26 protein-coding genes are annotated in these 25,767 nt (G+C 75.0%); 11 read left to right on the top strand and 15 right to left on the bottom strand.

What is annotated here, in order from left to right; genetic code table 11:
* Nucleotides 1–15: 15 nt before the first annotated feature.
* Entirely contained in the window at nucleotides 16–816 is an 801-nt protein-coding gene (locus tag ACFV1W_RS02215; RefSeq protein WP_380412183.1) for an enoyl-CoA hydratase-related protein, read from the bottom strand.
* A gap of 296 nt (nucleotides 817–1,112) precedes the next feature.
* Between ACFV1W_RS02215 and ACFV1W_RS02210 the strand changes: the two genes are divergently transcribed.
* A complete protein-coding gene (locus tag ACFV1W_RS02210) occupies nucleotides 1,113–1,280 on the top strand; it encodes a DUF3117 domain-containing protein (RefSeq protein ID WP_070043274.1) in 168 nt (55 codons plus the stop codon).
* 97 nt (nucleotides 1,281–1,377) lie between these two features.
* On the opposite strand, the gene ACFV1W_RS02205 is transcribed toward ACFV1W_RS02210, so the two are convergent.
* Complete coding sequence (locus ACFV1W_RS02205) at nucleotides 1,378–2,010, bottom strand: O-methyltransferase (protein ID WP_207809516.1); 633 nt, start codon at nucleotides 2,008–2,010, stop codon at nucleotides 1,378–1,380.
* A 288-nt stretch (nucleotides 2,011–2,298) separates the two neighbouring features.
* On the opposite strand from ACFV1W_RS02205, the gene sigE reads away from it, so the two are divergent.
* The 4 genes from sigE to ACFV1W_RS02185 all read left to right on the top strand — a co-directional run bounded on the left by sigE (nucleotide 2,299) and on the right by ACFV1W_RS02185 (nucleotide 5,473).
* Nucleotides 2,299–3,027, top strand: coding sequence for an RNA polymerase sigma factor SigE (gene sigE, locus ACFV1W_RS02200; RefSeq protein WP_380412443.1), 729 nt, complete (start codon nucleotides 2,299–2,301; stop codon nucleotides 3,025–3,027).
* A complete protein-coding gene (locus tag ACFV1W_RS02195; RefSeq protein ID WP_380412180.1) occupies nucleotides 3,024–4,028 on the top strand; it encodes a zf-HC2 domain-containing protein in 1,005 nt (334 codons plus the stop codon). Before sigE ends, ACFV1W_RS02195 begins: the two co-directional genes overlap by 4 nt.
* Nucleotides 4,029–4,150: 122 nt before the next feature.
* Nucleotides 4,151–4,585, top strand: a complete 435-nt coding sequence (locus tag ACFV1W_RS02190; protein ID WP_380412177.1) for a sec-independent translocase — start codon at nucleotides 4,151–4,153, stop codon at nucleotides 4,583–4,585.
* Nucleotides 4,586–4,798: 213 nt separating this feature from the next.
* Nucleotides 4,799–5,473, top strand: coding sequence for a hypothetical protein (locus ACFV1W_RS02185; RefSeq protein ID WP_380412174.1), 675 nt, complete (start codon nucleotides 4,799–4,801; stop codon nucleotides 5,471–5,473).
* Nucleotides 5,474–5,709: 236 nt separating this feature from the next.
* On the opposite strand, the gene ACFV1W_RS02180 is transcribed toward ACFV1W_RS02185, so the two are convergent.
* The 4 genes from ACFV1W_RS02180 to ACFV1W_RS02165 form a co-directional block, all read right to left on the bottom strand.
* A complete protein-coding gene (locus tag ACFV1W_RS02180) occupies nucleotides 5,710–6,870 on the bottom strand; it encodes an Mrp/NBP35 family ATP-binding protein (protein ID WP_270144365.1) in 1,161 nt (386 codons plus the stop codon).
* A 56-nt stretch (nucleotides 6,871–6,926) separates the two neighbouring features.
* Nucleotides 6,927–7,517 (bottom strand): DUF1003 domain-containing protein, encoded by a 591-nt coding sequence (locus ACFV1W_RS02175; protein WP_380412441.1) that lies wholly within the window; start codon nucleotides 7,515–7,517, stop codon nucleotides 6,927–6,929.
* 37 nt (nucleotides 7,518–7,554) lie between these two features.
* Nucleotides 7,555–8,841 (bottom strand): magnesium transporter MgtE N-terminal domain-containing protein, encoded by a 1,287-nt coding sequence (locus ACFV1W_RS02170; protein WP_380412171.1) that lies wholly within the window; start codon nucleotides 8,839–8,841, stop codon nucleotides 7,555–7,557.
* A gap of 129 nt (nucleotides 8,842–8,970) precedes the next feature.
* Complete coding sequence (locus ACFV1W_RS02165) at nucleotides 8,971–9,510, bottom strand: hypothetical protein (protein ID WP_380412168.1); 540 nt, start codon at nucleotides 9,508–9,510, stop codon at nucleotides 8,971–8,973.
* Between the two features lie 184 nt (nucleotides 9,511–9,694).
* On the opposite strand from ACFV1W_RS02165, the gene ACFV1W_RS02160 reads away from it, so the two are divergent.
* Nucleotides 9,695–10,630: a DMT family transporter gene (locus ACFV1W_RS02160; protein ID WP_380412165.1), complete on the top strand. Its 936-nt coding sequence runs from the start codon at nucleotides 9,695–9,697 to the stop codon at nucleotides 10,628–10,630.
* A gap of 30 nt (nucleotides 10,631–10,660) precedes the next feature.
* Here the strand turns inward: ACFV1W_RS02160 and corA are convergent, their stop codons facing one another.
* Nucleotides 10,661–11,782 carry a magnesium/cobalt transporter CorA gene (corA, locus tag ACFV1W_RS02155; protein ID WP_380412162.1) on the bottom strand — a complete coding sequence of 374 codons (1,122 nt, stop codon included), beginning with the start codon at nucleotides 11,780–11,782 and terminating at the stop codon, nucleotides 10,661–10,663.
* 424 nt (nucleotides 11,783–12,206) lie between these two features.
* Here corA and ACFV1W_RS02150 point away from each other — a divergent pair, with 424 nt between their 5' ends.
* Nucleotides 12,207–12,848, top strand: coding sequence for a suppressor of fused domain protein (locus ACFV1W_RS02150; protein WP_380412159.1), 642 nt, complete (start codon nucleotides 12,207–12,209; stop codon nucleotides 12,846–12,848).
* A gap of 90 nt (nucleotides 12,849–12,938) precedes the next feature.
* On the opposite strand, the gene ACFV1W_RS02145 is transcribed toward ACFV1W_RS02150, so the two are convergent.
* The 5 genes from ACFV1W_RS02145 to ACFV1W_RS02125 all read right to left on the bottom strand — a co-directional run bounded on the left by ACFV1W_RS02145 (nucleotide 12,939) and on the right by ACFV1W_RS02125 (nucleotide 18,442).
* On the bottom strand, nucleotides 12,939–13,799 hold the full coding sequence (locus tag ACFV1W_RS02145) for a PHP domain-containing protein (RefSeq protein ID WP_380412157.1): 861 nt from the start codon (nucleotides 13,797–13,799) through the stop codon (nucleotides 12,939–12,941).
* Nucleotides 13,800–13,860: 61 nt separating this feature from the next.
* Complete coding sequence (locus tag ACFV1W_RS02140; protein WP_380412154.1) at nucleotides 13,861–14,499, bottom strand: DUF6758 family protein; 639 nt, start codon at nucleotides 14,497–14,499, stop codon at nucleotides 13,861–13,863.
* A gap of 321 nt (nucleotides 14,500–14,820) precedes the next feature.
* The gene (locus ACFV1W_RS02135; RefSeq protein ID WP_380412455.1) at nucleotides 14,821–14,979 is read right to left on the bottom strand and encodes a hypothetical protein; all 159 of its coding nucleotides are present in this window, start codon (nucleotides 14,977–14,979) and stop codon (nucleotides 14,821–14,823) included.
* 380 nt (nucleotides 14,980–15,359) lie between these two features.
* On the bottom strand, nucleotides 15,360–16,235 hold the full coding sequence (locus tag ACFV1W_RS02130) for an alpha/beta fold hydrolase (RefSeq protein WP_380412151.1): 876 nt from the start codon (nucleotides 16,233–16,235) through the stop codon (nucleotides 15,360–15,362).
* Between the two features lie 194 nt (nucleotides 16,236–16,429).
* Nucleotides 16,430–18,442 carry a DEAD/DEAH box helicase gene (locus ACFV1W_RS02125; protein ID WP_380412149.1) on the bottom strand — a complete coding sequence of 671 codons (2,013 nt, stop codon included), beginning with the start codon at nucleotides 18,440–18,442 and terminating at the stop codon, nucleotides 16,430–16,432.
* A gap of 700 nt (nucleotides 18,443–19,142) precedes the next feature.
* On the opposite strand from ACFV1W_RS02125, the gene ACFV1W_RS02120 reads away from it, so the two are divergent.
* Nucleotides 19,143–19,868 (top strand): ferritin-like fold-containing protein, encoded by a 726-nt coding sequence (locus ACFV1W_RS02120; RefSeq protein WP_380412146.1) that lies wholly within the window; start codon nucleotides 19,143–19,145, stop codon nucleotides 19,866–19,868.
* A gap of 97 nt (nucleotides 19,869–19,965) precedes the next feature.
* Here ACFV1W_RS02120 and ACFV1W_RS02115 read toward each other — a convergent pair whose 3' ends face one another.
* The 3 genes from ACFV1W_RS02115 to ACFV1W_RS02105 form a co-directional block, all read right to left on the bottom strand.
* The gene (locus ACFV1W_RS02115; RefSeq protein ID WP_380412143.1) at nucleotides 19,966–20,292 is read right to left on the bottom strand and encodes a hypothetical protein; all 327 of its coding nucleotides are present in this window, start codon (nucleotides 20,290–20,292) and stop codon (nucleotides 19,966–19,968) included.
* 134 nt (nucleotides 20,293–20,426) lie between these two features.
* Nucleotides 20,427–20,654 carry a DUF3107 domain-containing protein gene (locus tag ACFV1W_RS02110; RefSeq protein ID WP_270144341.1) on the bottom strand — a complete coding sequence of 76 codons (228 nt, stop codon included), beginning with the start codon at nucleotides 20,652–20,654 and terminating at the stop codon, nucleotides 20,427–20,429.
* Between the two features lie 134 nt (nucleotides 20,655–20,788).
* On the bottom strand, nucleotides 20,789–21,448 hold the full coding sequence (locus ACFV1W_RS02105) for a TetR/AcrR family transcriptional regulator (RefSeq protein ID WP_380412141.1): 660 nt from the start codon (nucleotides 21,446–21,448) through the stop codon (nucleotides 20,789–20,791).
* 223 nt (nucleotides 21,449–21,671) lie between these two features.
* Here ACFV1W_RS02105 and ACFV1W_RS02100 point away from each other — a divergent pair, with 223 nt between their 5' ends.
* From ACFV1W_RS02100 to ACFV1W_RS02090, 3 genes are all read left to right on the top strand, one after another.
* Nucleotides 21,672–22,589: an alpha/beta fold hydrolase gene (locus ACFV1W_RS02100; protein WP_380412138.1), complete on the top strand. Its 918-nt coding sequence runs from the start codon at nucleotides 21,672–21,674 to the stop codon at nucleotides 22,587–22,589.
* Nucleotides 22,590–22,877: 288 nt separating this feature from the next.
* Nucleotides 22,878–24,632, top strand: coding sequence for a DUF3492 domain-containing protein (locus ACFV1W_RS02095; RefSeq protein ID WP_380412136.1), 1,755 nt, complete (start codon nucleotides 22,878–22,880; stop codon nucleotides 24,630–24,632).
* On the top strand, nucleotides 24,632–25,720 hold the full coding sequence (locus ACFV1W_RS02090) for a hypothetical protein (protein ID WP_380412133.1): 1,089 nt from the start codon (nucleotides 24,632–24,634) through the stop codon (nucleotides 25,718–25,720). Before ACFV1W_RS02095 ends, ACFV1W_RS02090 begins: the two co-directional genes overlap by 1 nt.
* The last annotated feature ends 47 nt before the right edge of the window (nucleotides 25,721–25,767 follow it).

The following is a 25,767-nucleotide window of genomic DNA, read 5'->3' as shown; positions in this document are numbered from 1 at the left end:
CGGTGGCGCCGGGCGTCAGCGCCCGACGTACTTCGGCTTCTCCTTGGCGATGAAGGCGCGCACCGCGATCCTGTGGTCCTCGCTCTGCCCGGCCAGGGTCTGCAGCTCGTCCTCCTTGTCGAGCAGTTCGTCCAGCGAGTGCGAAGCGCCGTACGCCAGCGACTCCTTGACGGCGCCGTAGGCCACCGTCGGGCCCTCGGCCAGCTCGCGGGCGAAGACCCGTGCGGTGGCCGCGAGTTCGTCGGCCGGCACGACCTTGGTGGCCAGGCCCAGCTCCATCGCCTCGGCGGCCTTGACCGTCCGGGGCAGCATCAGCAGCTCGGTGGCCTTGGCGTGCCCGACCAGCCGGGGCAGCGTCCAGGACGCGCCGGAGTCGGCGGTCAGGCCGATCCCGGTGAAGGCGGTGTTGAAGCCGGCCCGGTCGGAGAGGATCCGGAAGTCGCAGGCGAAGGCGAGCGAGGCGCCCGCCCCGGCCGCCACCCCGCCGACCGCGGCGACGGTCGGCTTGCGCATCCCGGCCAGCGCGCGGGTCAGCGGGTTGTAGTGCTCGGCGACGGTGCCCAGCGCGCCCTCGCCGGTCTCCTCGAAGCGCTTCAGCAGCGCCAGGTGCTCGTTGAGGTCCTGCCCGACGCAGAAGGCCCGCTCGCCCGCGCCGGTCAGCAGCACCGCGCGCACCCCAGGGTCCTCGGCCGCCTCGGTCACGGTGTCGCGCAGCGCCACCTTGGTGGCGACGTCGAGGGCGTTCATCGCCTCCGGTCGGTTGATGGTGATGACGGCCAGGCCGCCGTCCAGCTCGTACAGCACGGAATCCGACATGGGCGAGGGCTCCCTCGGTGATCGTCGCGTGGGTGGTGGTGCCAGGATGCCGGAGGGCGGGGCGGCCTGGGGAGTGTGAGGTATCGCACCTTCCGGCCGTCCCGGGACCACCGCCACGCCGGGGCTTATGACGCCAATTGCGGCGGTTGCGGCCGGTCCGGCCGTGGTTGCACCGAGAGTGATGTTGGTCATCAGGCCGTGGCATGCGGGATAATGGCTTCCGATCAATGCGTTCGATACCGGCGGTGGACGGACTGCCGGTGCGTAGCTGAGCGGTTGCAGGAAGGGGAACGAGCATGGCGGCCATGAAGCCGCGGACGGGTGACGGCCCGCTCGAAGTCACCAAAGAGGGGCGGGGCATCATCATGCGCGTTCCGCTCGAAGGCGGCGGACGCCTCGTGGTGGAGCTCACGCCTGACGAGGCCAAAGCCCTGGGCGATGCCCTGATGGAGGTCACCGGCTGACCGCAGCGGGTGCTCGTCGTCTCCTGGAGACGTACCGCCGGGCCCGGGTACGACGTCATGTCGGCCCGGGCCCGCGCGTTCTCCGCGGTCGGCGCGCCTAGCGCTTGACGGCGCAGAGCAGCCCGTCCGAGACCGGGAGCAGCGCGGGCAGCAGCGCCTCGCTCTCCCGCACGTCCCGGACCAGGTCCCGTACCGCGCCGGTCTGCGGGTCCTGCAGCTCCGGTTCGGCGAGGCGGCCCTCCTGGAAGACCCCCTCGAAGCAGACCATCCCGCCGGGCCGCAGCAGTCGCAGCGACTCCAGCAGGTACTCGCGCGACTCGGCCGGATCCCCGTCGCAGAACACCAGGTCGTACTGGCCGTCGGCGAGCCGGGGGAGCACCTCCAGGGCCCGGCCCGGTATGAACCGCGAGCGGTTGGCCGCGAACCCGGCCGCCTGGTAGGCCTCGCGGGCCAGCTGCTGGCGCACCGGCTCCGAGTCCACCGTGGTGAGCACGCCGTCAGGCCGCATCCCGCGCAGCAGGTAGACCCCGGACACCCCGGTGCCGGTGCCGATCTCGGCCACCGCCTTGGCGTCCAGCGCCGCGGCCAGCAGCCGCAGGCACGCCCCGCCGCTCGGCCCGATGGCCCGTATGCCGGTGCGCGCGGACTGCGCCCGGGCGTAGGTCAGCACCGCGTCCTCGCCCACGTAGGTGTCGGCGAGGGCCGCTCGCGCGGGCCCGAACTCGCTGATGGCTGCCTCTTTCGGAACCCCGGGCGGCGGCCCGGCGCGGAGGGATGTCGATATTTCCTGCCACAGATTACTGGCCGGGCGGGAACCGCGTACGGCGGCGGGCCGTTGTCACTCAGGACCGGGTGCACAAGGCCTCCCGGGCACTTTTATCCGGGCTTGACGGGTGAGGTGGATATGGTGGTGGCCCTGCTGGGCAGAAGAGCCGACCGAGGAGGTGTGGCCGAGGGCGACGTCCCTGTGCGGCGGCACTTCCGCGGCACCGCGTCGGCCCGTACGCCGAAGCCCGTGATGAACCAGCCTGCGCACTCCGACCTGGACCAGCCCGCCGCCGGGACGCCGGCCGCCGGTACCACCGAGGCCCCTGTCCTCGCGACCTTCGCCGAGGGTCCCGACGCGCAGACCTGGACTCCGCCCTCGTGGGCGGAGATCGTCGAGGCCCACAGCGCCCGCGTCTACCGCCTCGCCTACCGTCTGACGGGCAACCAGCACGACGCCGAGGACCTCACCCAGGAGGTCTTCGTCCGGGTGTTCCGTTCGCTGTCGACCTACACCCCCGGCACGTTCGAGGGCTGGCTGCACCGGATCACCACCAACCTGTTCCTGGACATGGTCCGCCGCCGCCAGCGCATCCGCTTCGACGCGCTCGGCGAGGACGCGGCCGAGCGGCTCCCCTCCCGCGAGCCCAGCCCGGCCCAGCACTTCAGCGACACCCACTTCGACGCCGACGTGCAGCAGGCCCTGGACACCCTCGCCCCGGAGTTCCGCGCCGCCGTGGTGCTCTGCGACATCGAGGGCCTGTCCTACGAGGAGATCGCCGCCACGCTGGGCGTCAAGCTCGGCACCGTCCGCAGCCGCATCCACCGCGGCCGCTCCCACCTGCGCGCCGCGCTCAAGCACCGGGCCCCCGGCTCGGCGCCGGGCCGCGAGCGCCGCGGCGGCTCGGAGGAGCCGGTGCCGGTGGGCGCCGTCGCCGAGGTCGCGGCCGCACCGGGCGGGCGCGGACGGAGGCGATCGTGAGCGGAACCAGCCGGTCCGGTCCGGACCGTTCGGATGCGTCCGAACGGTCCTCGACCTGGCGGGGCTGGGCCCTGCCGGGCCGCCGCGGCGCCGGGGACCCGGCGGGTGGCGAACCCGGTGACCCCGTGCTGCCCGCCGTCCCGCTGCCCGCCGACACGGCACTGCGCGCGGTGCCCGTACGGCCCGCCGAACCCGCGGCCGAGGAGCACCACCTCGGCGACCGGCTGTCGTCCTTCCTGGACGGCGAACTCGGCCACGACTCCCGCGAGCGGGTGCTGGCCCACCTGGCGACCTGCCCGCAGTGCAAGGCCGAGGCCGACGAGAGCCGGTCCGTCAAGCACCTGCTGACCCGCACCGACACCCCCGGCCCCTCCTCGGCGCTGATGGCCCGGCTGATGGCCGTCGGCAACCTGCCCGAGGACGCCCCCGCGGACGCCGGCTGGCCGCCCCGGCGCGGCCGCGACGACGACGACCTGCCCGGCGGCGGAGTCCCCTCCGCCGGGACCTTCGGCGGCAGCCGGCTCACCGGCGGTTCCTTCGGCCGCGGCGCCGGCGCCTCCTTCGGCGCGGGCGCGCTCGGCGCGGACTCCCCGGTGCCCGGGGTCGACCCGCGCGCCTTCGGCCGCGGTTCGGTGCTGCGGCCGCTGATGGGGCGGCGCACCGCCCGCCCCCAGGTCGCGGCCGGGCCGCAGCCCGCCGCGGCCGCCGTCCGCCCCTCGGCGGCCCGCGGACGCCGGCTGGTGTTCGCCGCCGCGGGCGCCTTCTCGGTCGCCGCCGTGACCCTCGGCGGCGTCGGCGGGCTCACCCAGGGCGAGGAGCAGCACGGCACCACGGTCAGCCCGGTGGGCGGCAGCGGCCGCACCGGACTGGTCCCGATGACCGCGCAGGTCCCGGTGGACTTCCCGGCCCGCCCGGTGGCCGCCACCCGTGAGGCGAACCCGTCCTCGTCGCCGGAGCGCTTCCCGGGCAACATCGCCGCCCTGCGCCAGCAGATCCGCTAGAACAGCGTTCGCCCCGGGCCATCGGCCGGTCTTTACCACGGCTTCATCCCGTCGTGGACCTGGGACCAGCCGGTGGCCATTACGCTGTAGGGACCGTCGTCCGACGAGCTAGGGAGCAGAGGTTGTTCAGCGACGTAGGTGGGCTGGAGATCCTGACCCTGATCGTGATGGCGATCATCATCTTCGGCCCCGACAAGCTGCCGAAGCTGATCCAGGACACGATGGGTTTCATCCGGAAGATCCGCTCCTTCGCCGACAACGCGAAGGAGGACATCCGCAGCGAGCTGGGCCCGGAGTTCAAGGACTTCGAGTTCGAGGACCTCAACCCCAAGACCTTCGTCCGCAAGCAGCTGATGGGCGACGAGCAGGACCCGCTGGGCCTGAAGGGCATGAAGGAGTCGCTCGACATCCGCTCCGTCCTGGACGACAAGCCCGCGGCGCCGGTGAACGGCCGTGCGGGCAGCGTGAGTTTCGACAAGGGTGCCCCGGCGCCCGCCTCCGCCGGCGCCCCCCTGCAGCCCGGCGAGCGGCCCCCGTTCGACCCCGACGCCACCTGAGCGCACCGGGTGCGCACCCGGCGCCACCGCCCCGCCCGGCCGCCCGGCTGAGCGGGGCGGCGGCGCGTGCGCCGCTATTGTGCTGATTGTTCCCGCTGAGCCGTCCGTCACATCCGCGTCCGCGCGGATCAGGAACGGCCCCCGGGAACGCCGAGGTGCGCCACCATGGGAGCGCGCCACGGCAGGCACACGTGCGTTTGAGGAGGCCCGGGGATGGACGCGACGAGTCAGGCGGGAGGGGCGACGGCCACGGCCGGCGGCCCGGTGGTCGGCGGGCAGGCCGGCCCGGCGGACCCGCTGCTGCCCTACCTGTCCGCCGACTTCCCCTGGTACGGCCTGGACGAGGGCTGGACCGGCCGCCGCTTCCTGATGCAGGCCGGCGTCGGCGGCCGCCGCGCCGGGGCGGGCGGCGTCGACTACGGGACCCTCGGCCACGGCGACGAGCCGGCCAAGCAGTTCGAGCCGCGCGACGTGCGGAAGTTCGCCGTCGTGGTCACCGTGGCCCGCAGGGACAGCCGCCGCAGCGCCGACAACACCGGCACCCTGGAGGCGACCTCCGCCTCCTCCGCCGCCTGGCTGGCCGGCTCCGGCCTGCTCGCCGCGACCTGGCCCGGCCAGCTGGACCGGACGCTGCGCCAGGACTGGCTGGAGCAGCAGAGCGCCCTCGCGTGGGACCTCGCGGACGACCTGGCCGGCCCCGGCTGGTCCACCCTGAGCCTGCCGGTCAACGGCCTGCCGCAGCCCTTCCGCTACCGCGAGTCCGAGTACGGCTGGGTGCTCGCGGGCGAGGCCCCCGGCGTGCTGCTCGGTGCCTTCGGCCGGGGTGTCAGTGCCTACGGCATCGGCTTCTCCACCGTCCCGGACCTGGGCGGCTACACCCGGCCGTAGGGCGTGCCGGACGATTCGCGTCGCACGCCCGGCGGGAACCGTCGGACCCGCCCTCCCGCCTGCGGACGCACCGAGGGGCCGGGTGGTCACCACCCGGCCCCTCGGCCGCTACCCGCCCGCTCGTCTCCGGGGCGCTCCCGGCCCGGTGCCGACGGTCGTCGCTCCGGCGCCCGTTCCGCGCCGGTCGCTTCTCCCCTTCGGCACCGGCGCGCCCCTTCGGCCCGGGGCGCGTGCGGTCAGAACTTGTTCTTGGGCGTCAGTCCGAGCGACATCCCCGACAGCCCGCGCTGGCGGCCGCCGAGCTTGCCGGCCACGGCGCGCAGGGCGGCGCCGGCCGGGGAGTCCGGGGCGGCGAGCACGACCGGGCGGCCGTCGTCGCCGCCCTCGCGCAGCCGGACGTCGATCGGGATCGAGCCGAGCACCGGCACGGTCGCGCCTACGGTGCGGGTCAGCGCGTCGGCGACGGTCTGGCCGCCGCCGGTGCCGAACACGTCGATCATCTCGTCGCAGTGCGGGCACGGCATGCCGGACATGTTCTCGATCACGCCGACGATCTTCTGGTGGGTCTGCACCGCGATGGTGCCGGCCCGCTCGGCCACCTCGGCGGCGGCCATCTGCGGGGTGGTGACGATCAGGATCTCCGCGTTGGGTACCAGCTGCGCCACCGAGATCGCGATGTCGCCGGTGCCGGGCGGCAGGTCCAGCAGCAGCACGTCCAGGTCGCCCCACCACACGTCGGCGAGGAACTGCTGGAGCGCGCGGTGCAGCATCGGGCCGCGCCAGACCACCGGGGCGTTGCCCGGGGTGAACATGCCGATCGAGATGACCTTCACGCCGTTCGCCTGCGGCGGCATGATCATGTCCTGGACCTGGGTGGGCCGGCCCTCGACGCCCAGCATGCGGGGCACGCTGTGGCCGTAGATGTCGGCGTCCACGACGGCGACCTTCAGCCCGTCCGCGGCCATGGCGGCGGCCAGGTTGACCGTCACCGAGGACTTGCCGACACCGCCCTTGCCGGAGGCGACGGCGTAGACCCGGGTCAGCGTGCCCGGCTTGGCGAACGGGATCTCCCGCTCGGGGGCGCCGCCGCGCAGCAGCTGGGAGAGCTCCTTGCGCTGTTCGTCGCTCATCACGTCGAGTTCGACCTCGACGCCGGTCACACCGGCGACCCTGCCGACCGCCTCGCGGACCCGGGTGACGATGGTGTCGCGCATCGGACAGCCGGAGACGGTCAGGTAGACCGCGACGCGCACCGCGCCGTCCTCGGCGATCTCGACCGATTTCACCATGCCGATCTCGGTGATCGGGCGGTTGATCTCCGGGTCGTTGACGGTCGCCAGCGCCTGGCGTACGGAGTCCTCCGTGACGCCGGCCGCGACCTCTGTCTCGTTGGCCATGCCTTGATGGTACGGCGCCGGGCGAACCGCTTAACCGGCCGGTAGCGTGCCGCCGGTCACAAGGACCCGGCGGCGTCGCGTCGTTCGTCGATCTCCTTGAGCAGCGACTGCAGCTCGGAGCGGATGAAGTCGCGGGTCGCCACCTCGCCGAGCCCGTGCCGCAGGGCCGCGACCTCGCGGGCCAGGTACTCGGTGTCGGCGATGTTGCGGTCGCTGCGGGCCCGGTCCTGCTCCATGTTGACCCGGTCCCGGTTGTCCTGCCGGTTCTGCGCCAGCAGGATCAGCGGCGCCGCGTACGAGGCCTGCAGCGACAGCGCCAGCGTCAGGAAGATGAACGGGTACTCGTCGAAGCGCACGCCGGGCGGCAGCAGGGTGTTCCACCCTATCCAGACGACGACGAACACCGTCATCCAGACGATGAACCGCCCGGTGCCGAGGAAGCGGGCGATCCGCTCCGACAGCACGCCGAAGGCCTCGGGGTCGTAGGAGGGCAGGGTGAGCAGGCCGGGGCGGGCGGTGCGCGGCTGGTCGAGCCGGATGCGGTTGGAGCCGGTGATGGGGGAGGTCTCCAGGCGGTCCCGGCTGCCGCCGCGCTCGCGGGTGCGCAGTTCGCGCAGCTGGCGCAGCTCGCGCAGCTCACCCTGCAGGCGCCGGCGCGCGGAGTCGCTCGGCCGTGCGTTGCGGTCACTGTCCACCGTGCGGCTCCTCTCCGTCCTCGTCCCCGTCGTGCAGCGCGGCGTCGCGCCAGTCGTCGGGCAGCAGGTGGTCGAGCACGTCGTCGACGGTCACCGCGCCGAGCAGGTGGTCGGCCTCGTCCACGACCGGTGCGGCCACCAGGTTGTACGTCGCAAGGTAGCTGGTGACCAGCGACAGCGGGGTGTCCGGCGGCAGCGCGTCCAGGTCGTCGTCCACCAGCTCGCCGACCAGGACGTACGGGGGCTCGCGCAGCAGCCGCTGGAAGTGCACCGTGCCCAGGTACTTGCCGGTCGGGGTCTCGTTCGGCGGCCGGCAGACGTACACCTGGGCGGCCAGCGCGGGCTTGTGGTCGCGGATCCGGATCCGGGCCAGCGCCTCGGCGACCGTGGCGTCCGGCTCCAGGACGATCGGCTCGGTGGTCATCAGACCGCCGGCGGTGTCCTCCTCGTAGGACAGCAGGCGGCGGACCGGCGCGGCCTCCTCGGGCTCCATCAGCCCGAGCAGCCGTTCGGCCTCGTCGCCGGGCAGCTCGGAGAGCAGGTCGGCGGCGTCGTCCGGGTCCATCGCCTCCAGGACGTCCGCCGCCCGCTCCTCCTGGAGCTTGCCGATGATCTCGACCTGGTCGTCCTCGGGCAGCTCCTCCAGGACGTCCGCGAGCCGCTCGTCGGGCAGCGCGGCGGCCACCTCGGCGCGGCGCTTGGCGGACAGGTGGTGCATCACGCTGGCGAGGTCGGCCGGGCGCAGCTGTTCGAAGGTGGCGAGCAGGTTGGCCGCGCCCTGGTCCTGCTCGGGCAGCGCGAAGCCGGTGACGTCCTGCCAGTCCAGGGTGAGCCGCTCGCCCTTGCCCTTGCGCAGCCGGGAGGCCCGACCGACCTGGACGAAGACCTTGTTGACCTCCCACTCGCGCAGCCGGGTCTGCACCATGCCGACGTCCAGCACGGTGACCTCCTCCCCGGTCTTGGACCAGGTGACGGTGCGGTCCAGCAGCTCGGCCAGCACCAGGGTCTCGGAGGGGCGCTGCTCGAAGCGGCGCAGGTTGATCAGGCCGGTGGTGAGCACCTGGCCGGACTCCAGGCTGGTCACCCTGGTCATCGGCAGGAAGATCCGGCGCCGGGCGACGACCTCGACCACCAGGCCGAGCACCCGCGGCGGGTGGCCGCCCAGGCGCAGCGAGATGACCACGTCCCGGACCCGCCCGACCTGGTCACCGTTCGGGTCGAAGACCGCGATGGCGGAGAGATGGGAGATGAAGACCCGGGTGCCTGGCCCTGCCATGAACTCCCTCGACTCGCTCGACTCCGTCCGGCGCGCGCCGGGGCGCACGTTCGGCCAAGGCTACCCGCGCGGGGTACGCACGGCCCGGTGGGGCACGTTAGCGGCCGCAGGCGCCCCGGGCGTGAACCTTTAGCGGCGCTTGAAGAGCAGTTTGGGCAGCCCGGCCGGGACCGGCCGGCGGGTGGTGGCCGGAGTGGGCATCGGCCGGGCGGCGTGCGAGCCGTCCGGCATCGCGCCCGGACGCTCGGTCAGCGCACCGGCCGGCTGCAGCCGCAGGACCCGGCACTCGCGCGCCCAGCGCTCGGCGATCGCGTCGGTGTCGGGTGCGTTCAGCCGCTTGCCCTTGAGCTCCTCGACGGCGCCCAGCCAGGCCTCGCCGTTCGGCGCCAGCTCGACGACCTCGGCGTTCCAGCCGGTCAGCCGGCCGCCCTTGTCCTTGCTGCGCACGGTGACCAGGGCCCCGGCGCCCGCGGTCAGGCCGTGCAGCGGCTGCTCGGCGCCCCCGCCGACCACCACCACCGCACCGTCGTGCCAGGCGTGCCACAGCGGGCGGGCCTGGGACTCGCCGTCCGCGCGCACCCACAGCAGGCCGGACTTCTTCGCGGCCTCCTCCAGCAGGGCCTGGTCGAGGAAGTCGTCGGCGGGCGTGGCGGCGGAGTTGCGGTCCATGGCGCACAGCGTACGGGCTTCCGGCCCCCGTCCGTCGGGCGGATGTCCGCGGAGGTCCGCCGGGCGCCGGACGGACCTCCGTCGGAGCCCCGGCGGATGTCTCAGCCTCCGGGAGACAGTTCCATTGGCGGGCCACGGGCCTTACCTTATGTTCGCCCATCCCCGCGACCAGCGAAGGAGCGCCGTGCCCGCCGCCCGGCCCGCGACCGCCCCCGCCCCCGCCCCCGCCAGCGCCGCCGACTCGCGGCCCGCGCAGCCGCTCCCCACCCTCGACCTGCTGCTGCTCGCCGTCTCGATCGGCGGCATCTCCTTGTCCGGCCCGCTGATCTCCGCCACCGCCGCGCCCGCACTGGCGATCGCCTTCTGGCGCAACGTCATGTCGGTCGGCGCCCTCGGCCCGTACGCGCTGCTGCGCCACCGGGCCGAACTGCGCGGGATCGGCCGGCGGGCGCTGCTGCTCGCGGTCGCCGCCGGGGCGCTGCTCGCGGTGCACTTCGCGCTCTGGATGCCCAGCCTGCGGATGACCTCGGTCGCCTCCGCCACCGCCCTGGTCACCACCACGCCGCTGTGGACGATCCTGCTGATGCGGCTGTTCGGCGTCCGCGCGCCGCGGACGGTCTGGCTCGGCACGGTCGTCGCCTTCGCCGGCGTGCTGGTGCTGACCGGCGTGGACCTCTCGATGTCCCCGCGCGCGCTGGTCGGAGACGCCCTCGCCCTCGCCGCTGGCCTGGCCGCGGCCGGGTACGTGCTGCTGGGCGCCGAGGTCCGCAGGAGCGTCAGCACCACCGCCTACACCCTGGTCTGCTACACCACGACGGCGGTCGGCCTGCTGGTGATCTGCCTGGCCACCGGGACGCGGCTGTCCGGCTGGTCGGCCGGGGCCTGGTGGCAGATCGTGCTGCTGATGGTCACCGCGCAGCTGCTCGGACACTCGCTGAGCAACCGGGTGGTGCGCAACCTCGGCCCGTCGATCACCTCCACCGCGATCCTGCTGGAGACCCCGGGCGCGGCCCTGATCGCCGCCCTGTGGCTCGGCCAGTGGCCCCCGGCGGCCGCCTATCCGGCGGTGGTGCTGATCCTGCTCGGCCTGGTCCTGGTCGCCCGTGGCGGGCGCCGGTAGCCGGGCGCGGGTGGCGCAGGCGGCGGCCGGCTACAGCCAGCCGTTGCGGCGGAAGCCCCGGTACATCCCGACACAGATCAGCGCGATCGCGCCGAGCACCATCGGGTAGCCGTAAGCGTGGTGCAGCTCGGGCATGTAGTCGAAGTTCATGCCGTACACGCCGGTGATCATGGTCGGCACCGCGAAGATCGCCGCCCAGGCGGTGATCTTGCGCATGTCCTCGTTCTGCGCCACCGACACCTGCGCCAGGTTCGCCTGCAGCAGCGAGTTCAGCAGCTCGTCGAAGCCGTGCACCTGCTCGGTGACCCGGGCCAGGTGGTCGGCGACGTCCCGGAAGTACTTCTGCATGTCCGGGTCCACCAGCCGCTGCAGCGGCTCGGACAGCTGCTGCATCGGACGCAGCAGCGGGACCACCGCGCGCTTGAACTCCAGCACCTCGCGCTTGAGTTGGTACACCCGGCCGACGTCCGCGCTGCGCGCGCCCTTGGCCGAGAAGACGCCGTACTCGATCTCGTCCACGTCGTTCTGCAGCCGCTCGGCGACCAGCAGGTAGTTGTCCACCACGTGGTCGGCGATCGCGTGCAGCACCGCGGCCGGGCCCTTGGCGAGCAGCCCGGCCTCGTCCGCGTCCGCCTCCAGCCGGTGCCGCAGCTCCTGCAGCGAGCCGTGGCCGCCGTGCCGCACGGTGATCACGAAGTCCCGCCCGGCGAAGACCATCAGCTCGCCGGTCTCCACCACCTCGCTGGTGGGCGTGAGTTGGTCGTGCTCGACGTAGCGGATGGTCTTGAAGACGGCGAACAGGACGTCGTCGTAGCGCTCCACCTTGGGCCGCTGGTGCGCGTGCACCGCGTCCTCCACCGCGAGCGGGTGCAGGCCGAAGCGCTGGGCGATGCCCTCGAACTCGGCCTCGGTCGGCTCGTGCAGCCCGATCCAGCTGAACGACCCCTCGCTGTCCGGGAGTTGGTGGGCCGCCTTGACGCGTCGAGCGGCCTCGCGCGGGCTGCAGATCTCCCCGTTGCGCCGGCCGTGCTGGTACACCGCGCAGTCCACGACCGCCGAGCCGCTGCCTTCCGGCACGGCGTCGTACGCCCCGGTGGCACCCCGGCGGCGGTTGGTGCGGACGGCGGCACGCAGGCTGTTGATCATCGACATGGCAGGCTCCCTGGGAAGGAGCCGTCGCACGGCGGCGCGGAAGGGCCGCGGGGCAGGGCCGTGGTGCGACGGCGCGTAACACCGGTGAAGGGGATGAGGGGTGCTCTCCCGGCCGGTCCGTCCGCCGCCGAGCCGCCCCGGGCCACTACGGCTGGATCAGCCGCCGAGGCCTGCGGGGTGTGGAATGCGGGGAAGTCGGGGCCGGGCAGAGCTGCCGGTACTGCATGGTCGGCCGGTATCCACCGCAACCACCTCCTTCGCGCCGCCGCCCCGGGACGAACGATCCCGGTGGCCAGTCGCTCACCCTAACATCTGACCGAGCATCGGTGCCCACGGGTTTCCCGGACCTTTGCCCGTACGCCCCCGCGCTTCGCCCGTACGCCCCCGCGTGGACGCGGGGACCGCGCGGGTTACGCTCACCGGCATGGCGCACGACTTCCCGTCCTTCGGCGACCCCCACGGCGGCAGCTCTCCGGAACTCTCCCGGGAGGCGGTGCTGGCCGCCGTCGAGGCCCGGCTGACCACCACCTTCGGCGAGCCGAGCGGACGCGCCGCCGTCACCTTCCTCGGCACCGACCGGATCGAGGTGCTGCGCTTCGGCCCGGACGCCGAGGGCCTGGTCCGCTACGCGACGCTCGGGATGTCCGCGGCCCCGATGGCCGACCCGACCGCGCTGGTCGCCGACCAGCTGCGCGGACCGCGCGCCGAACTGGTGCTGACGGTGCGCGGCGGACGCGACGGCGTGCTGCGCAGCCTCGCCACCTTCGCCGCGACCCCGCAGGTCGAGGGACTGGTGGTGGCCCCGGGCGGTTCGCTGGACCTCGGCGCCCCGCTGTGGGAGGGCGCCCCCTTCACCTCGGTGCTGGCCGCCGAACCGGGCGGCCTGGTCGAGGACCTGGAACTGGCCGAGCCCGCCGAGCCGGTGCGCTTCCTGCCGTTGCTGCCGATGACGCCCAACGAGGCGGGGTGGAAGCGGGTGCACGGCGCGGCCGCGCTCCAGGAGCGCTGGCTGGACCAGGGCACCGACCTGCGCGACCCGCGGCGGCGGGGCGTCAAGCTCGACTGACCCCCTGGGGCCCGTCCGAGGTGGGGCGTACAGCTTCGCCCGCACGCCCTCGCCGCGCTCCGGTACGCCGGAGCGCGGCCTCACACGCCGTCAGCGCGCGATTGGCTTCGCCCCGGTGGCCTGGGCCAGCAGCGCCTCGTACACCTCCGGGTCGGTGGTGTGCTCGCCGAGCCGGACGGTCTTGCGGCCGCCGTGGTAGTCGCTGGAGCCGGTGACCAGCAGGCCGAGTTCGCCCGCCAGACCGCGCAGCCGCTTCCTGGTCTCCTCGTCGTGGTCGGTGTGGTCCACCTCCAGCGCGGCCAGCCCGGCCGCCGCGAGGTCGGCGATCACCTGGTCCGGGACCGTCCGGCCGCGCTTGACCGCGCCGGGGTGGGCGAACACCGGCACCCCGCCGGCCGCCCGGACCAGCCGGACCGCCTCCACCGGGTCGGTCTCGTGCTTGCGGACGTCCGCCCGGCCCCCGTTGGCCAGCCAGTCCGGGGTGAAGGCGTCCGAGACGGTGGAGACCACGCCCGCCTCGACCAGCGCGCTGGCGACGTGCGGGCGCCCGACCGAGCCGGCCCCGGCGATCCGCTGCACCTGCTCCCAGCTGATGTCCGCCCCGAGCTCCCGGCAGCGCTCGACGACCGCCCGGCCGCGCCGGAACCGGTCGGTGCGCACCAGCTCGCGTTCGCGCGCGAACTCCGGCTCCTCCGGGTCGAACAGGTACGCCAGCAGGTGCATGCTGACGTCGTCCACCACGCAGGACAGCTCGGCACCCGGAACGACGGTCAGCCGGGCGCGGTCCGCCAGCGCGCGCACCGCGTCGGCGGCCTCGGCGTGGCCGGCGACGGTGTCGTGGTCGGTCAGCGCGACCACGTCGAGGCCGGCGGCGACCGCCGCCGCGACCAGCTCGGCCGGGCTGTCCGTGCCGTCGGAGGCGTTGCTGTGGGCGTGCAGGTCGATGCGCACGGGGCGGACTCCTGGAAGCTCGTGGGTGCCGCCCAGGATAGGCCGTCCGGTCGTCCCGCGGTCAGCCCAGCAGCCGGGGGGAGAGCGCCCCGCAGGGCAGCAGGTCCAGTTCGGCGCCGGCCTCGCGCAGGTCGGTGAGCACCAGTTCGTCGTACATCACCAGGGCGGACTGCTCGGGCCAGGCGACCGCCCAGAGCCAGAGCCCGCGGGCCTCGCCGACGAACACCGCGCGGTCGGCCGGGGCGTCGGGGACGTGGAACATCGGGGTGGGCCGCCCGGCGGCCATCAGCTTGGCGTCGGCGGGCTTGTACAGGCCGACCGAGTCGCCCGGGTCCGGCCCCGGGAGTCCGGAGTACCGGGCGCCGAGCCCGACCCCGAGCTCCTCGGCGACCAGCACCAGTTCGCCGAAGCCGCCGAGCGGCGCGGGCCCGGAGCACGCGACGGCGGTGGCCCGGGCGCCCGAGACGTCGTCGCCGACGTGGGCGATGCCGGTGTAGAGCCAGCCGACCGGGAGCGGCCAGGGCAGCCAGACGGGGACCTGCGAGCGGGCGACGGCGACACCCAGGGCTTCCACACTCGGGGGCAGCACGGGCTGCATCGGGTGCACGGCTCCGTGCCGGTCGCACTGCCAGGTGTCCGAAAAAAGACCGGGGGCGCGGACCCGACCGGCGCACCTCGGGCAGCTTGGCTCGCCCCTCATAGCCGACAACGCTCCTCCCTCCGGACCGCCGCGTCAAGGACGATCACCCGTACGGACGGCTCGGCGGCACCTGCCGGTGCTGGACGCCCTGCCGGTGCGGGCGGGGTGCGGCGCGGGCGGCGGTTCCCGTTGGGGGATGTCCCGTGGCGGGTGGCGGCAAACGTCCCGGGGGTCGGGTCGGGGCCCGGGGCGGACGCACTGACGCCCCGTCATCGGCGATCGCGGTGACGGGGCGTCAGTCGGGTATCGGTACGTCCGGATCGGACGCGTCCGGCTCGTCGGCGGCGGGTGAGGCCTCCCGGTCGGAGGCGCCGCGCTGGGTCAGACGGTCGGGCACGGGCGGATGAGCAGGCGTTCGCCGGTGCGGGCGGCGTCCTGGACGAACTCGCGGACGGTCTCGGCGTCGGCGATCACGCGGTCGGTCGCGGAGCCGTCGGCGTCGTCCAGTCGGAGGATCTCGAAGCGCATGGGCTTGGTCATGGGCGTCTCCTTTCCGGGCCCCGGCGTGCGGGGCGGTTGCGGCTGAGTGGGTATCAGCCCTTTCGGGGTCTTGCGGATCCGGCGCTGGAGCCGGACCGGGCGGGTCGTACGTGCGGCGGTCTGCTGCGGCAAGGGCTCCCCCTGCTTGCCTGGTGCGTCCAATGCCTCGTGAACCACGGTGTCGTGGCGGTGCTACTGGGCCGTTGCCCGTCCGTAACGTCCAGGTTTCGGCTGATCGGTGCCCGTGCGCGGGCCGGCGATGATTCCCGGACAGAATCAAAGATTACCGTAACTAACGAATTTTGTCCCGTGCCGGGACCGGTCGGACTGCCGAAAGTGGTAGAGACCACTCCGCCGGGGCTGCCGCCCGGCGACGCGGCTCAGGCCCAGAACGAGGCCAGCGCCCGGGCCGTGGCGGCCGGCTGCTCGGCGTTGGGGGAGTGGCCCGCGGCCGCGACGACCACCCGGCGGGCACCCAGCCGCTCCGCCATCCCGCTCTGCTCCGTCACCGGCCAGGCGTAGTCCCGCTCTCCGGACAGCACCAGCACCGGCAGCGTCCCGGCCGTCGCCGCGGCCAGCTCGTCCACCCGGTCCGGCGCGGCCACCAGGTGCCCGCCGGTGACGGCCAGCGCGCGCGGCACGTTGGCCACCCACCGGCGGTGCAGGAACTGCGCGACGGCCGGCTCCAGGACGGGCTTCGGCTCCCCTCCGCTCTCGTCCATCTGCCGCATCACCTGCCAGATCTCCTCCAGGCTCATCACCGGCAGGACGTCCAGCAGCAGCTTCGTCCGGGCCGCCTCGGCCGGGTCGATCGGGCCCGGGCCGGTGGCCATCAGGGTCAGCGAACGCCACGGCAGCGGGCCCTCGGCGGCCGCCGCGAGAACCGCCTCCCGGACCACCTGGCCGCCGAAGGAGTGGCCCAGCAGGTGCAGCGGCCCGTCCTGCGCCAGCACGTCGGTCAGCGCCCGGACGTCGGCGCCCAGCGCGTCGACGGTGTACGCCGCGGCGTCGTCCGGCCCGCCGGTCTCGTACTGGCCCCGCTGGTCCACCGCCGTCACCCGGTACCCGGCGGCCGCCAGCGGTTCGAGCAGCGCGATGAAGTCCTCCTTGCTGCCCGTGAACCCCGGCACCAGCAGTGCCGAGCCGCGCACCGGCCCGGCCGGCTCCGCCCGCAAGGCCGCGAACTCGCCGCGCGCCGTCACCACGCGCTCCGCCCGGGCGCACTCGGGCAGGGTCAGGAACGGCGGAGTACTCATGGACGGCTTCCCTCCCGCGACAGGCGACGCCCCGAGCCTATGCCGTCCCGGCACCGCGCCCCACCAGCCGGGACGCCCCTGCCGGGGGCGTGTCGCGGGTGCGTCGCAGCCCAGTGGCGCGACCGGGGCGGGAACGCCCGAGGGGGCGGGCCGGGCTCGGGTGGCCCGGTCCGCCCCCTCGGGGGTGGGGTGTGTCAGCCCTCCGGAGTGGCCTCCGGGGTGGCCGCGGCCTTGCGGGCGCGGGTGCGCTTGCGCGGGGCCGGCACCTCGGCGGCCGGCGCCTCGGCGGCCGGGGCCTCCGGGGCGGCCTCGGCGACGGCCTTGGGCTTGCGGGTGCGGGTCCGGGTGGCCGGCTTCTCCTCGGCCGGGGCCTCGGTCGCCGCGGCGGCCTCGACAGCCTCGGCCTTGGGCTTGCGGGTCCGGGTGCGCGTGGCCTTCTTCTCGGCCGGGGCCTCGGCGGGAGCCTCGGCCACGGCGGTCGCCTCGACGGCCTCCGCCGGGGCCTCCGCCTTGGGCTTGCGGGTGCGGGTCCGGGTGGCCTTCTTCTCGGCCGGGGCCTCGACGGGAGCCTCGACGACCGCGGCCGCCTCGACGGCCTCCGCCGGGGCCTCCGCCTTGGGCTTGCGGGTGCGGGTCCGGCGCGGCTTCTCCTCGGCCACCGGCTCCGCCGCGACCACGGCGGCCTCGACGACCGCGGCGGCCTCGACCACGGCCTCCGCCGCCACGGCCTCGGCCGCCACCGCGGCGGTCTCGCCCACTGCGGCACCACCGCGCGAGCGGCGGCGACGGCGGCGCGGAGCGCTGTCGCCCTCGGCACCCTCGACGGCCGGGGCCGCCTCGGTCACCGCGGCGGTCACGGCGGCCGCGCCCTCGGCGACCTCCGCACCACGGCGGGTGCGGCGGCGCTCACGGGTGCGGCGCGGCTTCTCCTCCGCCGCCGGGGCCTCGACGGCCGGGCGGCCCGAGCCGCCGCGCCCACCACGGGCGCCGCGAGCGGAGCGGGAGCCCCGTCCGCCGGTCTCGCCGAGGTCCTCGATCTCCTCGGCGCCGAGCCCGGCCCGGGTGCGCTCCGAGCGCGGCAGCACACCCTTGGTGCCCGGTGCGATCTTCAGCAGCTCGTACAGGTGCGCCGAGGTGGAGTAGGTCTCCTCCGGCTCGTTGAACGGCAGGTCCAGCGCCTTGTTGATCAGCTGCCAGCGCGGGATGTCGTCCCAGTCGACCAGGGTGACGGCGGTACCGGAGGCGCCGGCCCGGCCGGTGCGGCCGATCCGGTGCAGGTAGGTCTTCTCGTCCTCGGGGCACTGGTAGTTGATGACGTGGGTGACGCCCTCGACGTCGATGCCGCGGGCGGCCACGTCGGTGCAGACCAGCACGTCGACCTTGCCGTTGCGGAAGGCGCGCAGCGCCTGCTCGCGGGCGCCCTGGCCGAGGTCGCCGTGGACGGCGCCGGCCGCGAACCCGCGCTGGGTCAGCTGGTCGGAGACGTCGGCGGCGGTGCGCTTGGTGCGGCAGAAGATCATCGCCAGCCCGCGGCCGTCGGCCTGCAGGATGCGCGAGACCATCTCGACCTTGTCCAGCGAGTGCGCACGGAAGATGTGCTGCTCGATGTTGGCGACGGTCGTGCCGGTGTCGTCCGGGGCGGTGGCCCGGATGTGGGTCGGCTGGCTCATGTACCGGCGGGCGAGGCTGATGACCTGGCCCGGCATGGTGGCCGAGAACAGCAGGGTCTGCCGCTTGGCCGGCAGCATGGTGATGATCTTCTCGACGTCGGGCAGGAAGCCCAGGTCGAGCATCTCGTCGGCCTCGTCCAGGACCAGCGCGCGGACCTTGGACAGGTTCAGCTTCTTCTGCCCGGCCAGGTCCAGCAGGCGGCCCGGGGTGCCGACCACGATGTCGACGCCCTTGGTGAGCGCCTCGACCTGCGGCTCGTACGCCCGGCCGCCGTAGACCGCGAGCACGCGGACGTTGCGGACCTTGCCGGCGGTCTGCAGGTCGTTGGTGACCTGGGTGCAGAGCTCGCGGGTCGGGACGACGATCAGCGCCTGCGGGAAGTCGGAGAGCTGCTCCTCGGTGGCCCGGCCGGCGTCCACGTCGGCGCGCACGGTGACCCGCTCGATCAGCGGGAGGCCGAAGCCGAGGGTCTTGCCGGTGCCGGTCTTGGCCTGGCCGATGACGTCGTGGCCGGTCAGCGCGACCGGGAGGGTCATCTCCTGGATCGGGAAGGGATGGACGATGCCGACGGATTCGAGTGCCTCGGCGGTCTCCGGGAGGATCCCCAGTTCCCGGAAGGTCGTCTTGATGGTTTCAGCGGTGGTGGACAGGGTGCTGCCTCTTCCGTTTTCGGAGGGGCCGAGAGCGAGCGGCGGGCGGGCAGCCGCGCGGCTGCGTACGGGCCTGGGCGGCCCCGATTACAGCTGCGCGGACGCACAACCGCGCCGGTCCCTGCGGCCGGCCGGTGCGCGCGGCCCGATGGCGGGGCGCGTCGCCGGCGGCGTCGGGGAGGGTTCCCGTGAGGGACCTGCGCGGGACCTGCGCCAGGTGGGCGTGGTCTCGGCGGCCCTCGCTCGGCCACTGATGCGGTGCCAAGGCTTGAAGTCCAAGCCATGGTCGGAGCCGATCGGCTCTCCGACCGGGCATCCGCGTACGTGAGTACCCGTGCCTCCGGTGCGGACACGTCCGAGGGGGACGGCGCCGCTACGGAGCGGGCTCGTGCGGGTCACCGAGACGGCGGCGACACCGTGCGAACACGACGGGGCTCCGTACCACCATACAGTCAGGCGACGACTCGAACACGTGACGCGTCTGACACCGCCCCCGGCGACCGGCCCGCGACCGGCCGATCCGGCAGGTCACCCGGTCGCGCCGGGTGGTGGGGCCGGTGGCCGGGCGGGACTAAGGTGGCGGGTCATGGAGACCCATGGTGAGACGCAGGACGGCGCCGGCTCGATCGGCGACTGGGCCACGTGCTCGGCCGAGCCGGGCTACCGCGCGGCGGTGCTGGATCTGCTCGGCGCGCTCGCGTACGGCGAGCTGAGCGCCTTCGAGCGGCTCGCCGAGGACGCCAAGCTGGCGCCCGACCTCGCCGACAAGGCGGCCCTGGCCCGGATGGCCTCCGCCGAGTTCCAGCACTACCAGCGGCTGCACGACCGGCTCGCCGAGATCGGAGCCGACCCGCAGGAGGCGATGCGCCCCTTCGTCGAGCCGCTGGAGCTGTTCCACCGGATGACGGCACCCTCGGACTGGCTGGAGGGCCTGGTCAAGGCCTACGTCGGCGACGCCATCGCGACCGACTTCTACCGCGAGGTGGCCGTCCGGCTGGACGACGACACCCGCGAGCTGGTCCTCGGCGTCATGTCGGACACCGGTCACGGCCAGTTCGCCGTCGACAAGGTCCGCCAGGCCATCGAGGCCGACCCGCGGGCCGGCGGCCGGCTCGCCCTGTGGGGCCGGCGGTTGATGGGCGAGGCGCTCAGCCAGGCCCAGCGGGTCGTCGCCGAGCGGGACGCGCTGTCCAACCTGCTGGTCGGCGGCGTCCACGTGCAGGGCTTCGACCTGGTCGAGGTCGGCAAGATGTTCAACCGGATCACCGAGGCGCACACCAAGCGGATGGCCGCCCTCGGCCTGGCTTCCTGAGCGACGGCCTTCAGAGCGACGGCCTTCAGAGCGACGGCCTCCTGGGCGACGGGCCTTCGGCAGCGGCAGGGCCTCAGGCCGGCCGGTGGCACGGGCCTCAGGCCGGCCGGTGCCGCCGCGGCGTGCGGTGGGCGCCGGCCCGGTGCGGGCGGTGCCGGTGCGCCGGGGCGCGCCCGGCGGCGAGGTCCGGCCGGGCCAGCAGCGAGGTGAGCACGCCCGCGGCCAGCGCCGAGAACGCCACCGCGACCACCGGGTAGCGCCCGTTCAGGCAGAAGTGCGCGACCGCCCCGCCGAGCAGCGCCGCCGCCAGCGCCGTCCCCGCCACCGTCCGGCGGGAGGCCCGGAAGTACGCCGGCAGGCCCAGCAGGGCGGCCGCGGCCGCGACCAGGCCGATCAGCGCGAAGACGATCGATTCGACCAGCAAGGCGGGGCCTCCCGGGGGCGGACGTACGGCACCGGTGCCGTCCCTGTCGCCGTACCCCGGCCGATCCGCCCGTACACACGACGGTGCCCCGCTCCCGGAAGGGGACGGGGCACCGAAGGATGAGCGGCGGCGCCTCAGAGGGTGCCGAAACCGACCTTGCGGGCGGCCTGCTCGCCGATCTCCACGTACGCCAGGCGCTCGGCCGGGACGATGACGCGGCGGCCGTGCTCGTCGGTGAGCGAGAAGAGCTTGGTGGAGCCCTCCAGCGCCTTCGCGACCGCGCTCTCGACCTCATCGGCAGTCTGCGAGCTCTCGATCACGATCTCGCGCGGCGCGTTCTGCACGCCGATCTTGACCTCCACGGCTTCCGTCCCTCCGGGGTTGCAGCCTCCACGCGCGGGCACCGGACCGCCTGGAACAAGCGTTCGCGGCGACCGCGCCGTACGGCTTCACCATAGAGCACCGGATCACCGCTCCGGCGAAGGTCAGTGGATCGTCAGCGCTGGGCGGAACCCTCCGCGGCGGCGTCGCCCGGGTGCATCGGGAAGCCCTTCAGGCCCCGCCAGGCCAGACTGGCGACCAGCCGCACCGCCTCGTCGCGCGGGATCTCCCGGCCCTGCGACAGCCAGTAGCGGGCGGTGATCTGGGCCAGGCCGCAGACCCCGGCGGCCAGCAGCTTGGACTCCGCCTCCGGCAGGTCGGTGTCCTCCTGGATCACCTTGCTGACCAGCGTCGCGCTCGCCTCGGAGGCCCGCTCCACCCGCTCGCGCACGGCCGGCTCGTTCGTCAGGTCCGACTCGAACACCAGCCGGAAGGCGCCCGACTCGCTGGAGACGTAGTTGAAGTACGCCTCCATCGTCGCGGCCACCCGCAGCTTGTTGTCGGTGGTCGTGCCCAGCGCCTCGCGGGTCGACTCGACCAGGGCGTCGCAGTGCTTGTCCAGCAGCGCCAGGTAGAGCTCCAGCTTCCCGGGGAAGTGCTGGTACAGCACCGGCTTGCTCACCCCGGCGCGGTCGGCGATGTCGTCCATGGCGGCCGCGTGGTAGCCCTGCGCGACGAACACCTCCTGGGCGGCACCGAGCAGTTGTTCACGGCGGGCGCTTCGCGGCAGGCGGGCACCGCGCGGGCGCTCCTGCGCCTCCTGGATGGCCGTCACGGCGCTCCTCACTTCGGGCTTGTTTCGGGGCTGGCAAGAGGGCCGATTCTACTTTTCGGTAACCGCGCCCGCGTTCGGCGAAGGCGAGAAAAGGTGCCCGATCCCCTTGTCAGGAGCCCACAATACGGCGCTGACCTCGGCCTCGGCAGTGGTGTGACGAGGGATGGGACAGCCGCACCACCCCCCGCCGCCCCCGGCCAGGGGCTCACTACCATCGTCCACCATGAGCAGCGCTGAGCAGCAGGTACGTACGGTCGAGGTCCCCGGCGCGGTGCTCGCGGTGCACCGGCCTGCCGAGGCGCCCCAGATTGCAGCCGGCGGCGCCGACGGGCGGGAGCCCGGGCTCTTCGTGCACGGACTCGGCGGCTCGGCCGCCAACTGGACCGCCCTGATGGACCGGCTCTCCGGCCTCGTCGACGGGGAGGCCGTCGACCTGCCCGGCTTCGGCCGCTCAGAGCCGCCCACCGACGGCAACCTCGGCCTCTCCGGCCACGTCCGCGCCGTCATCGGCTACCTGGAGGCCTCGGGCCGGGGCCCGGTCCACCTGTTCGGCAACTCGCTCGGCGGCGCCGTCGCCGTCCGCCTCGCCGCGCTGCGCCCCGACCTCGTCCGCTCCCTCACCCTGGTCTCGCCCGCCCTGCCCGAACTGCCCCCGCAGCGCTCCGCCTGGTCCACCGGCCTGCTCGCCCTGCCCGGCGTGCCCGCACTGCTGCGCCGGCTGCCCGGCGGCCGACGCGACGCCGAGGCGGCCACCGAGGACCTGCTGCGCCTGGTCTACGGCGACCCGGCCGGCCTGAGCCCGGTAGCCCGGGCCGAGGCGGTGGCCGAGTACCGGCGCCGGATGGAGCTGCCGCACGCCATGACGGCCCTGGTCGGTTCGGCCCGCGGGATCGTCTCCGCGTACACCGAGCGCGGCGACCAGGCGCTGTGGCGCCAGGCCGAGCAGGTGGCCGCGCCGGTGCTGCTGGTGTACGGGCTGCGCGACAAGCTGGTCGCCTACCGCTCCGCCCGCCGGGCCTGCGCGGCCTTCGCCGACGCCCGGCTGCTGGTGCTGCCGGAGTCCGGGCACGTGGCGATGTTGGAGCACCCTGACGCGGTCGCCCGGGCCGTGCGCGAGCTGATCGCGGCCACCGCCCGCTGAGGGGCCGTCCGGCGGCCCGGGGCGGGCGGGGCCCGCCGTATAGCGCCCGCTAACGCCCTGGTTCCGGGCGAGGTCACGGCGGTTCACTCGTTCAGGTGGCACGCAGGCATGTGAGCGATGGGTGACCGGAGGCCGGTCCTACCGTTCTGCTGCCGGACCGAACAGGTGTGGGGGAGAGCCGCAGGCACCGGACCACTCGGTGGGTGGCGGGCAACAGCATGGGTCCCGGCGTACGGCCCCGCGGCTCCGGTAGCCCCTCGGAGGGGTAGCAACCAGAGGAGGTCTCCCGTGCGCGTCGCCCTGCTCACCGAGGGTGCCCGTCCGCATCCGCACCGTGGCGCCGGAGCCTGGTGCGAGCGGCTGGCCGAAGGCCTGCCGGAGCACGGGTTCGAGCTCTACCTGCTGTCCGGCCCGCCCGGCCCGGGGCCCGTCTGGCGGCTCTCGCCCGTCTGGCGGGGCGTCCACCACCTGGCGCTGTGGGCCCGCAGCCCGCGCGGCCGGGCCCCCGGGGCGCTGCGCAGAGGCCAGTACGCCCGGGCGTACGAGGAACTGGTTCGGGCCCTGGTGCTGCCGGGGGAGCGGGCCGGCTTCGGGGCCGGGCTGTACCGGCTGGCCGGGCTGGCCCGGGAGGACGGGGGCGCGCTGCCCGCCTTCCTCGCCTCCGCCCACGCCCGGGGCGTCCTGGAGCGGACCTGGCGGCTGCCCGGCGCGGACACCTCGGCCGGACAGCCGCTGGTCTGCGACGTCCTGGTCGCCGCCGACCTGCTGGAGCAGTGCCTGCGCCCGCTGTCCGCGCCGTGGTACGGCACCGGACCCGGCGGCCTCGGCGGCGCCGACCTGTGCCACGTGGTCGGCGGCGGCCCGGCCGCGCTCCCCGCCCTGGTCGCCCGGCACCTGCACGGGGTGCCGTTCGTGGTCACCGAGCACGGCCTGCACCTGCGCGAGCAGTACCTCGGCTACCGCGGGGCGCCGTACCTCCCCCAGCCTTCGACGCCGGTCCGGGCGCTGCTGCTGTCCTTCTTCCGGGCGCTCACCGAGGAGACCTACCGGCAGGCCGCGATACTCACCCCGGGCAGCGCCCACGACCAGCAGTGGCAGCGCCGCTGCGGGGCCGATCCGGCGCGCACCCGGGTGGTGTACGAGGGCATCCCGGACGTGGACCGCCCGGCGGCCGGAGCGGAGCCCGCGCGGCCGACCCTGGTCTGGGCGGGCGCGCTGGAGCCCGGGCGCGACACCGAACTCATGCTGCACGCCTTCGCCGGGGTCCGCGCCGAACTGCCCGCGGCGCGCCTCGTGGTGCACGGCGACGAGGCGGCCCCCGGCTACCTCGCGCACTGCGCGGCGGTCGCCGAGCGGCTCGGGGTGGCCGGGGCGGTGGACTTCGCCGGGCGGCCCGGCTCGCTCGCCGAGGCCTGGCAGGGGGGCACCCTCGCCGTCTTCTCCGCGCTCTCCCAGCGCAGCCCCCGGTTGCTCGCCGACGCCATGCTCAGCGGCCGCGCGGTGGTCGCGACCGACGTCGGGGTGGCCCGCGAGGTGGTCGGCCCGACCGGACTGCTGGTGCCCGCCCGCGACCCGCGCGCCCTGGCCGGGGCCTGCCTGGCCCTGCTGCGCGACGAGGAGCGGCGCTCCCGGCTCGGCCTGGCGGGACGGCTGCGGGCGCAGGAACGCTTCGCCGTCGAGCCGGTGATCGGCGCCTTCCGGGAGATCTACCTGGAGCTGGTCTCGCAGTACCCCGCCTTCCCCGAGGGCGGCGGCGCCGGCGAGGGCGGCCGCGCACCGCGCCCGTTCGCCCGCCCCGCCGAGTACTGGCTCGCCGACGGTCCGCGCGGCCAGGATGGGCGGAACGGCCGGGACGGGCAGGACGGCCGGGACGGGCAGGATGGGTGGGTTGAGCGGGCCGACCAGGCCGACCCGGAGGCCGAGGGCGAGGACTCGGGGGCTCCCGAGGACAGGCACGGGCGACTCGCCGCCCGTACACCCCCCGCCGAGGTGCTGCCCGAGCCGGCGAGACCCGCCGGGCCGGCCCTCGTGGAGGCCGTCTGATGCCCGGCTCGGCGGTCGGCGGTTCCAGCGCCGACCCGGTGCGCGAGGTGATGGCCGAGTACCGGGAGCTGTGCGAGCGCGCCGTCGACCCGCTGGATATCGCCGCCGGGCTGGAGGAGGCCGGGCTCGGCCCGGAGGCCGCCGCGCGCTGCCGGCACGCCGACCTGTTCTCGCTGGCCGAGGAGCTGTACGCGCGGGTGCCCCGGCGGCCGCCGGGGCCGGAGCCAGCCGGCGAGCGGCCGGGCGGGGACGCCCGACGGGCGGCGCCGGCCGCGGCCGTGCTGGCCGTGCTGCCCTGCGCCGGGGTGGTGGCGCTGGGCGCCGGCTGGCCGGTGCTGCTACCCGCCGCCGTCCCGCTGGTGCTGCTGCCCGCGCTGACCGCGCCGCCCCCGGCCGGGTCCGGCCCGCCGCCGTGCGGAGCGGCCCGTCCGGCGGAGTTCGGCCCGGTGCGCGCGCCGGTCGGGCCGGCCGGCTCCCGGTGGCGCCCGGCCGCGCTCGGGTACGGGCTGGGCCTGGCCGCGCTGCTGCTGCTCCCGCTGGCGGCACCGGGCGCGGACCGGCCGCTGGCCGCCGCACTGGTGCTGGCCGCCGCGGTGTCGACGGGCGCGGCCGAGCGGGCGGCCCGCTGGTACCGGCGGGTCGGCCGGGAGCACCTCGGGGCGGCCCGCACGCTGGCCGATTTCCGGGCCCGGATGCGGCCGGTACTGCCGGTCGCGGTGGCGCTGCACCTGGCGGTGCTCGGGGTGCTGACCTACGCCGCGCTGGCCGTGATCGCGGTCGTCGCCCCGCGGCCCGGGCCCGGCCACGGCGGCGGGCTGCTGCAACTGGCCGCCGAGCGGGCCGGCGCCACCGCGTGGGCGGCGCAGGGTGTGCTGGGCCTGCTGCTGGTGCTGCCCGCGCTGCTGGCGCGCTGCGGCCGGTCGGCGGCCGCCGCGCTGGGCGCCGCGGCCGGGCCCGCCGCCACGGCGGTGCTGCTGGCCCTGGGCCGCCCCTGGCCGTCGGCCGTCCTGCTGGGCGGCGGAGCGGTCGCGGCGGTGCTGCTGGTGCACGGCTGGGCGGTGCTCGGCCGGGCGGGCTCGCACCGTTGAGCGCCGGCCCGGTGAAGCCCTGTCAGATCTCGTTCGCTGTTCCCGCT

The sequence above is a fragment of the Kitasatospora sp. NPDC059648 genome, assembly GCF_042734825.1.
GTDB lineage: Bacteria > Actinomycetota > Actinomycetes > Streptomycetales > Streptomycetaceae > Kitasatospora.
This window is presented reverse-complemented; position numbering and strand designations above follow the sequence as displayed.

Bases quoted from the DNA above. Each gene is read 5' to 3' on its own strand.
- ACFV1W_RS02215 (WP_380412183.1), bottom strand. From the start codon at position 816: ATGTCGGATTCCGTGCTGTACGAGCTGGACGGCGGCCTGGCCGTCATC.
- ACFV1W_RS02210 (WP_070043274.1), top strand. From the start codon at position 1,113: ATGGCGGCCATGAAGCCGCGGACGGGTGACGGCCCGCTCGAAGTCACC.
- sigE (WP_380412443.1), top strand. From the start codon at position 2,299: ATGAACCAGCCTGCGCACTCCGACCTGGACCAGCCCGCCGCCGGGACG.
- ACFV1W_RS02185 (WP_380412174.1), top strand. From the start codon at position 4,799: ATGGACGCGACGAGTCAGGCGGGAGGGGCGACGGCCACGGCCGGCGGC.
- ACFV1W_RS02180 (WP_270144365.1), bottom strand. From the start codon at position 6,870: ATGGCCAACGAGACAGAGGTCGCGGCCGGCGTCACGGAGGACTCCGTA.
- ACFV1W_RS02170 (WP_380412171.1), bottom strand. From the start codon at position 8,841: ATGGCAGGGCCAGGCACCCGGGTCTTCATCTCCCATCTCTCCGCCATC.
- ACFV1W_RS02165 (WP_380412168.1), bottom strand. From the start codon at position 9,510: ATGGACCGCAACTCCGCCGCCACGCCCGCCGACGACTTCCTCGACCAG.
- corA (WP_380412162.1), bottom strand. From the start codon at position 11,782: ATGTCGATGATCAACAGCCTGCGTGCCGCCGTCCGCACCAACCGCCGC.
- ACFV1W_RS02150 (WP_380412159.1), top strand. From the start codon at position 12,207: ATGGCGCACGACTTCCCGTCCTTCGGCGACCCCCACGGCGGCAGCTCT.
- ACFV1W_RS02140 (WP_380412154.1), bottom strand. From the start codon at position 14,499: ATGAGGGGCGAGCCAAGCTGCCCGAGGTGCGCCGGTCGGGTCCGCGCC.
- ACFV1W_RS02135 (WP_380412455.1), bottom strand. From the start codon at position 14,979: ATGACCAAGCCCATGCGCTTCGAGATCCTCCGACTGGACGACGCCGAC.
- ACFV1W_RS02130 (WP_380412151.1), bottom strand. From the start codon at position 16,235: ATGAGTACTCCGCCGTTCCTGACCCTGCCCGAGTGCGCCCGGGCGGAG.
- ACFV1W_RS02125 (WP_380412149.1), bottom strand. From the start codon at position 18,442: ATGACCCTCCCGGTCGCGCTGACCGGCCACGACGTCATCGGCCAGGCC.
- ACFV1W_RS02120 (WP_380412146.1), top strand. From the start codon at position 19,143: ATGGAGACCCATGGTGAGACGCAGGACGGCGCCGGCTCGATCGGCGAC.
- ACFV1W_RS02100 (WP_380412138.1), top strand. From the start codon at position 21,672: ATGAGCAGCGCTGAGCAGCAGGTACGTACGGTCGAGGTCCCCGGCGCG.
- ACFV1W_RS02090 (WP_380412133.1), top strand. From the start codon at position 24,632: ATGCCCGGCTCGGCGGTCGGCGGTTCCAGCGCCGACCCGGTGCGCGAG.